Source organism: Moorena sp. SIO3H5 (assembly GCF_010692395.1).
GTDB lineage: Bacteria > Cyanobacteriota > Cyanobacteriia > Cyanobacteriales > Coleofasciculaceae > Moorena.
In genome coordinates this window covers 1-7,916 of sequence record NZ_JAAHHS010000353.1, presented here as the reverse complement: position 1 = coordinate 7,916, position 7,916 = coordinate 1, and the positions used below count along the sequence as shown (strand labels likewise).

Below are 7,916 nucleotides of genomic sequence, written 5' to 3'. Positions count from 1 at the left end.
CCCACTTTTGCACGTCAGTCCAGATATATCAAGCTACTCCATTATTGGAGCTACCACAGCTGCGGCAGCAGATTGAGCGTCACATCCAAACAGAAACTGAGTTATTGGTGGATCCAGCATTCTTTGTCGCCCTCAAAGATAAATATCCTGAGATTACTCAGGTGCAAATGCGCTTGCAACGGGGCAGCGAACTTAATGAAATGATGAAATATCGCTACTCAGTTTTGTTGCATATTGAAGCCCCAGTTCCATCGGAAATAACACCGGCAGTGGTCAATGGGACTGAAATGGATGTGCAAGCGATCGCCCAGTATTTGCAGCAACATCAACCAGATGCCGTTTGTTTCAGTGGTTTGCTCAATTGCAGGGTGGCCAGTGATGTGCGCTGTGTGGAGCGCTTAGCCTCGACGGAAGCGTCACTGAGTGTCCAGCAATTGCAAGACATGATGTCGGATGTGCCTGCAGAAGCCATTGACCCAGAACATCTGTATCAACTCAGTACTGAGTTGGGGTATCATCTGGAGGCGTGTTGGTGTGCCGAAAGTCACAATGGCCATTTTGATGCGGTCTTTGTACGGCCTGAGATAGCTGACGGGGCGATTGTGTTAACGCCACTGACACAACAGTCTGTAATTGGAGGCAATTGGCACCATTATGCAAATAATCCCTTATCCTCTCAGGTGACTAACCAAGTGATTCAGGAGGTAAGGGCAGATCTAGAACAGCGGTTACCCGAGTATATGGTGCCGAGTGGTTGGGTCGTATTGCCAAACCTGCCGCTGACACCCAATGGTAAGGTCGATCGTCGAGCCTTACCTGCACCCGATACTGACTTGCTCAGAACTGGGGAGTTTGTTGCGCCCCAGACCTCCACCGAAGAAACATTAGCCCAGATTTGGCAAGAGGTATTGGGACTGCAGCGCGTGAGTATCCATGATAATTTTTTCAGGGTGGGAGGGGACTCGATTATCAGCATTCAAATTGTGTCGCGTGCCCAACAAGCTGGTCTTCAACTGACCACCCAACAGCTATTTGAACATCAAACCATTGCTAAGCTAGCTGCCGTTGCAGGCACTACCACGACTAAGACCCAACATCAACAGGGCTTAGTAACTGGGGAGGTTCTGTTAACACCCATTCAGCATTGGTTTTTCGAGCAAAATCTAGCCCAGGCCCATCACTTCAACCAATCTATGGTATTCTCAGTGTCACCCCATCTGCAGCCTGAGTTACTCAAAACAGCCGTCGGAAAAATTCTTGAGCATCACGATGCCCTCCGGTTGCGATTCCACCAGCACAACAACTCTTGGCAGCAAGTGAACCAGGGCTGGGCAAATAATAACGACGACATTCCGTTTCAGGTTGTGGATTTATCCAACCTGTCTGAAACTGAGCAAGCAGCTTCCCTAAAACAAACTGCAACAGAGCAACAAGCCAGCTTAAACCTCAGTGATGGTCCTTTGATGCGAGTGGTGTTGTTTCAGTTGGGGGGCGTGAGCCAATCCCAGTTACTTATCATCATCCATCATTTAGCAGTAGATGGTGTCTCCTGGCGCATCTTGCCCAACGACCTGTTTTCAGCCTATCAACAACTGGAGCGGGGAGAGGAAATCCAACTGCCACCGAAAACGACCGCTTTTCAAGATTGGGCCGTGCGTTTAGCCGAGTATGGCCAGTCTCAGCAGCTACAATCAGAACTAGACTATTGGCTAAAGCAGTCAGGGTCAACGGTGGCCTCTTTGCCAGTGGACTATCCTGAGGGTGATAACATAGTCGAGCATGCTGTTCATATTTCTGTCTCCTTAAGCAAAGCAGAAACCACCGCTTTGTTACAGGAAGTTCCCTCTGCCTACAATACGCAAATCAACGATGTGCTGTTGACGGCCCTTGTGAATACGTTGGCAGCATGGCTCGACACATCTACCGTGTTGATTACCTTAGAGGGGCATGGACGAGAATCCTTATTTGAAGATGTAGATTTATCCCGCACAGTGGGCTGGTTCACTAGCATGTTCCCCGTCCACTTACAACGTGTTTCAGAACACCCTGGCGAAGCACTTAAAGCCATCAAAGAACAGTTGAGAGACATTCCTCAGCGAGGGATTGGCTATGGGATTTTGCGCTATTTGAGTCAAGATGACCAAATGGGTAATCAGCTTGCAGCCTTACCTCAACCAGAAGTCAGCTTCAACTACCTAGGTCAGTTTAACTCCAATCCATCTCAACCATTCAGCGGTCAAAGCATTTTGAAGTCAGCGGGTCCCAATCAAGGTCTTCAAGGACGTCGTGCTCATCTGCTGGATATTAATGGCTTAGTTATAGAAGATCAATTACAAATTATATTGATCTACAATTGTCACATTCACAATCATTCAAATATGGTCAATTTGGCGGAAGATTATATAAATAATTTAAAATCTATCATCGCTCATTGCCAATCTTTAGACGCTACAGATTTTACCCCTTCAGACTTTCCTATAGCTGACTTGAACCAGGAAGAACTTGACGCACTAATAGCAGCAATAAACTAGCTTGACTACAGAAAAAAATGAAAGACCAAAATATTGAGTCTATCTACCCTTTATCACCAATACAGCAAGGAATACTATTTCACTGTATTTATACTCCGAATTCAGGTGTTTACATTGAGCACTTATTGTTCACATTGCATGGCAATCTCAATATTGATGCGTTGAGGCAGGCTTGGCAACAAATAATCCAAAGACATGCAGTTTTACGAACTTTATTTGTTTGGGAAAAACAAAAAAAACCTTTGCAAATCGTGAGAAAAAAAGTTGATTTGCCTTGGGATGAACATGATTGGAAGGAACTATCTTCCACAGAACAAACACAAAGGCTTGAGGCATTATTAAATGCGGATCGCATTCAAGGTTTTCAACTCGATCGAGCCCCATTGATGCGGTGTATATTGATTCGGTACACAAATAAAACCTACCAATTACTCTGGAGCCTGCACCACATCATTCTTGATGGCTGGTGCTTCCCCATAATTCTGGAGGAAGTTCGGAGTTACTACCAGGCTTACAACCAAGGACAATCGTGTACACTCCCATCTACAAGTCCCTATCAAGACTATATTGTTTGGCTACAAAATCAAGATTATGTAAAGGCAGACGCATTTTGGCAACGAAGCTTGCAAGGATATAAAGCTCCCACTCCGTTAGTTGTAGAGCGAGCTGGGCAACGACAACCTCAGCAACCTTCAGCCCTACGATCTACTCAAGAACAAGCACTCTACCTAGGAACAGAAACGACTCAAGCGCTCCAGTTTTTAGCTCGGCAATATAATCTGACAGCAGCTACGCTAATGCAAGCTGCCTGGGCTATATTGCTGAGCCGCTACAGTGGTGAGTTGGAGGTTTTATTTGGGGTAGTAGTTTCTGGTCGTTCTGCGAAGCTGTCAGATATAGAAAAGAGGGTAGGCTTGTTTACTAATACCTTACCTCTGCGGGTACTTGTACCCGCACAAGCACAGCTTATTCCTTGGCTCCAACAGTTAAATCAACAACAGTTGGAAATGCAAACATACTCCTATAGTTCCCTCGTTGAGATTCAAAAGCTCAGTGAAGTGCCATCTGGTATTCCCTTGTTTGCAAGTATTTTATCCTTTGGAAATTACCCGATAGATAGCAGTGTGATACAGCAGTGGGATCCTTCTCTACGGATCGAGCGGCTAGAAAGTTTCAGTCAAACACACTATCCTATCAGTGTGATAATAGCAGGGTGGAACGAAGATTTATATATAAAGATTAGCTACGAGCATAGTCATTTTGATTCTGATACCATCTTGCGGATGTTAGGTCATATACAGACCTTATTGGTAGCAATAGCAACTAATCCAAAACAACAGTTAGGGCGATTACCTTTATTGACAACAAAAGAACAACAGTTACTGATTGAATGGAACCAAACCACCACTGATTACCCATCAGATCAATGCATCCATCAGCTCTTTGAAGCCCAGGTTGAACAAACACCTGATGCCGTCGCAGTTGTTTTTGAAGACCAACACCTTACTTATTCTGAGTTGAATACTCAAGCTAATCAACTAGCTCATTATTTGCAACAGCAAGGTGTCGGGCCAAATGTGTTAGTTGGCATTTGTCTGGAACGATCTCTAGAGATGGTTGTGAGTTTGCTTGGGATCCTCAAAGCAGGCGGAGCCTATGTGCCTCTGGATCCAACCTATCCCCAAGAGCGTCTCAACTTCATGCTTTGTGATGCTCAGATATCGTTACTGTTAACCCAGCAGGCACTCGTTACGCAGTTACCCTCTGCAAGTCTCCCTATTGTTTGTCTCGATGCAGATTGGCAACAGGCTGCTCAAGCCACAGACACCCCAACGTCTCACCTCCAACCAGGGCACCTAGCCTATGTTATTTACACCTCTGGTTCGACTGGAAAACCCAAAGGGATTGCTATGGGACAGGCTGCGTTGGTCAATCTCATTCACTGGCAACTGCAAACCACAACGACCAAGAATGGCTCCAAAACTTTGCAATTTGCCCCCATCAGTTTTGATGTGTCCTTCCAGGAAATCTTCTCTACTTGGTGTGCTGGTGGTACATTGGTTTTGTGTCCTGAGGTGGTGCGACGGGATCCCGAGGCTTTGTTGCGCATACTTGCCGATACAAAGGTGGAAAGACTGTTTTTGCCATTTGTGGCTCTCCAACAATTAGCAGAGAATGCTGGTCAGACTGCGGTTCTCCCCACTGCTTTGCGGGAGATCATCACTGCTGGTGAACAGCTGCAAATTACGCCCGCCATTGCCAATTGGTTGGCTCAGCTCCCAGACTGTCAGCTGCAAAATCAGTATGGTCCTTCAGAAAGTCATGTGGTTACGGCGTTTACCCTGACTGGCGATGTAAGTCATTGGCCATTGCTGCCACCGATTGGTCGTCCTATTGCTAATTGTCAGATATATCTGTTGGATAAGACTTTGGAGCCCGTGCCCATTGGGGTTGCTGGAGAACTTTGTATCGGTGGTGTAGGGCTCGCGCAGGGCTATCTCAACCGACCAGAACAGACCCAAGAGAAGTTTATCCCCAACCCGTTTAGCCCAAAATCAGGTGATCGCCTCTATAAAACCGGTGATCTAGCCCGTTATTTACCGGATGGAAATCTTGAGTTCTTAGGGCGCATTGACCATCAAGTCAAGATTCGGGGATTTCGGATTGAAACGGGCGAAATTGAAGCGACCTTAAATCAAAACCCAGCGGTCAAAGATGCTGTCGTTACGGTTAACCAAAAGCAATCTGGTGAAAAACACCTAGTTGCCTATCTCGTTCCCCAGGAATCACCAACCTCTCCACAGACCTCCCTCGTTGCTGATGTTCGTCAGTTTCTCAAACAACAGCTTCCTGACTACATGATCCCATCTGCCTTTGCCCTGTTAGAGGAGCTACCCTTAACACCCAGTGGCAAAGTAGATCGTAAAGCATTACCAGAACTAGAGGTAAATTTAGCTCGTTTACACGAATATGTCCCACCTCAAACATCCACTCAAGAAATCATGGCCAGGATCTTTGCTGAGGTTTTGGGCATCACTAAAGTTGGCATCCACGACAACTTCTTTGAACTGGGTGGTCATTCTCTACTCGCCACTCAACTGGTTTCTCGGCTCCAGCAAGTCCTAGAACAATACCTTCCTCTAAAAACCTTATTTGAGAACCCCACCATTGCCCAATTAGATCAAGTCTTAGTCCAAGTCCCGAGGGTTGAAGGTTTACCAGCACCAGTACCTGAGATTCCTTTAAAGATGATTGTGCCTGTTCTAAACCAGCGCTATCAACCCTTTCCCCTCACCGATATTCAACAAGCCTATTGGCTCGGTCGCAATTCGGCCTTTGATTTAGGTAATATTGCTACTCATGTTTATCTGGAAATCGATTGTGAGTCCTTGGATATAGACCAGTTAAGTCAAGCTTGGCAGCGAGTGATTAACCACCATGACATGCTGCGCATGGTGATCCTACCCAATGGTGAACAGCAAGTTCTAGAACAGGTTCCCCTCTATCATATCGAGGTTTTAGACTTGCGTGGGCAGTCAGAACAAACCATCTCAACTCAGCTAGAAGCCATTCGCCATCAGATGTCCCATGAGATACTTCCTGCTGGCGAGTGGCCATTGTTTAGGGTTCGTGTAACTCACTTAGCAGATCAGCGCTATCGCTTACACTCGAGCTTTGATGCCATTGTTGCTGATGCCTGGAGCATGAGCATGTTTTGGCAACAATGGCTGCAGTTGTACCAGAACCTAGAGAGTTCCCTGCCACAATTAGATCTCACATTTCGCGACTATGTGCTCGCAGAACTGAGCCTCAAAGACACCCCCCAATATCGACGTTCCCAACAGTATTGGTGGAACCGCTTAGAGACACTCCCTCCAGCACCAGAACTTCCTTTAGTTCAGCAGACTGCTACCCTAGACCAACCTGAATTTAACTGCTATCAGGCTGAACTGTCTGCTCCCGATTGGCAACAATTGAAAGCTAGGGCAAAACAAGCCAATCTGACCCCTTCAGGTATCTTGTTAGCCGCGTTTGCCGATCTGTTAGCCTACTGGAGCAAGAGTTCCAAATTTACAATTAACCTCACCCTCTTCAACCGGCTGCCGTTACATCCCCAAATTAATGATTTAGTGGGAGACTTCACTTCCCTGACGCTCTTAGAGGTCAATCATGCAGATGCAGTCCCCTTTGCCCAGCGCGCTCAACGGCTCCAGGGACAACTCTGGCAAGATTTAGACCATCGTTATGTCGGAGGCGTTGAGGTGCAGCGAGAACTACGTCGTCAGCGCGGTAGTTATCAACCCTTTGGAGTTGTGTTCACCAGTACGTTAGCCCTCGATACGTTAGCTGAGAAAGGGTTGCCGTCCAAACAACAGAAGATTTTGCCCTTAGAGCAATTGGGGGAAATCGTTTATATGGTTGCTCAAACCCCTCAAGTGTGGCTAGACCATAGTGTTGCAGAACAAAACGGTGCCTTAATGCTGGCCTGGAATGTGATCGACGATCTGTTCCCCGAGGGGCTGGTGGACGAAATGTTTACTAGCTACTATCATTGGCTACAACAGCTAGCTACCTCTGATGCAGCTTGGGCTCAGACTGCTCCCCAACTGCTGCCACCACCTCAACTCACCCAACGCCTCCAAGTTAATGAAACCCATGCCCCTGTTTCTGAAGAGACCCTCCATAGTCTGTTTGTGAAGCAAGTTCAGCAGCGACCTGAGGCGATCGCCCTCATCACCCCAAAACGCACCCTCACCTACCAGGAACTCTACACTGAAGCTTATGCGCTCGGCCAGCAAGTCCAGCAATTGGGAGCCACCCCCAACACCCTAGTAGCCGTGCTCATGGAAAAAGGCTGGGAGCAAATCGTTGCTGTCTTAGGCATTTTGATGGCCGGTGCCGCCTATCTCCCCATTGATGCCGCCCTGCCCCAGGAGCGTCAATGGTCTTTGCTGGAGCAAGGAGAAGTCAAACTGGTCGTGACACAAGCTGCCCTAACCCAGCGCTTAGCATTGCCAGACCACCTGCACTGCCTGGTGGTTGGGGAGCAACCACAGGACATCATAGACACTCCCCTTGAGGCAAACGTTAGCAGCACCAATTTAGCCTATGTGATCTTTACCTCTGGTTCTACAGGAACCCCCAAAGGGGTGATGATTGATCACCGAGGAGCCGTTAACACCATCCAAGACATTAATCAGCGATTTGACATTCAGCCCAGTGACCGAATGCTGGCAGTCTCTGCCCTCAACTTTGACCTGTCTGTCTACGATATCTTTGGCCTCTTGGCAGCGGGGGGTACCTTGGTTATGCCCGATCCAGAGGCAGCCAAAGACCCAGCCCATTGGGTTGAGTTAATGACGACCCATCAAGTCACCCTCTGGA

General features: G+C 47.4%; 2 protein-coding genes. Both read left to right on the top strand.

Annotation, left to right across the window (positions count from 1 at the left end; all coding sequences use genetic code 11):
- Positions 1 to 2,531, top strand: a 2,531-nt coding sequence (locus tag F6K52_RS27905; protein ID WP_293086160.1) for a condensation domain-containing protein, incomplete at its 5' end; no start/stop codon positions are given.
- A gap of 17 nt (positions 2,532 to 2,548) precedes the next feature.
- Positions 2,549 to 7,916, top strand: a 5,368-nt coding sequence (locus F6K52_RS27900; RefSeq protein WP_293086155.1) for a non-ribosomal peptide synthetase, incomplete at its 3' end; no start/stop codon positions are given.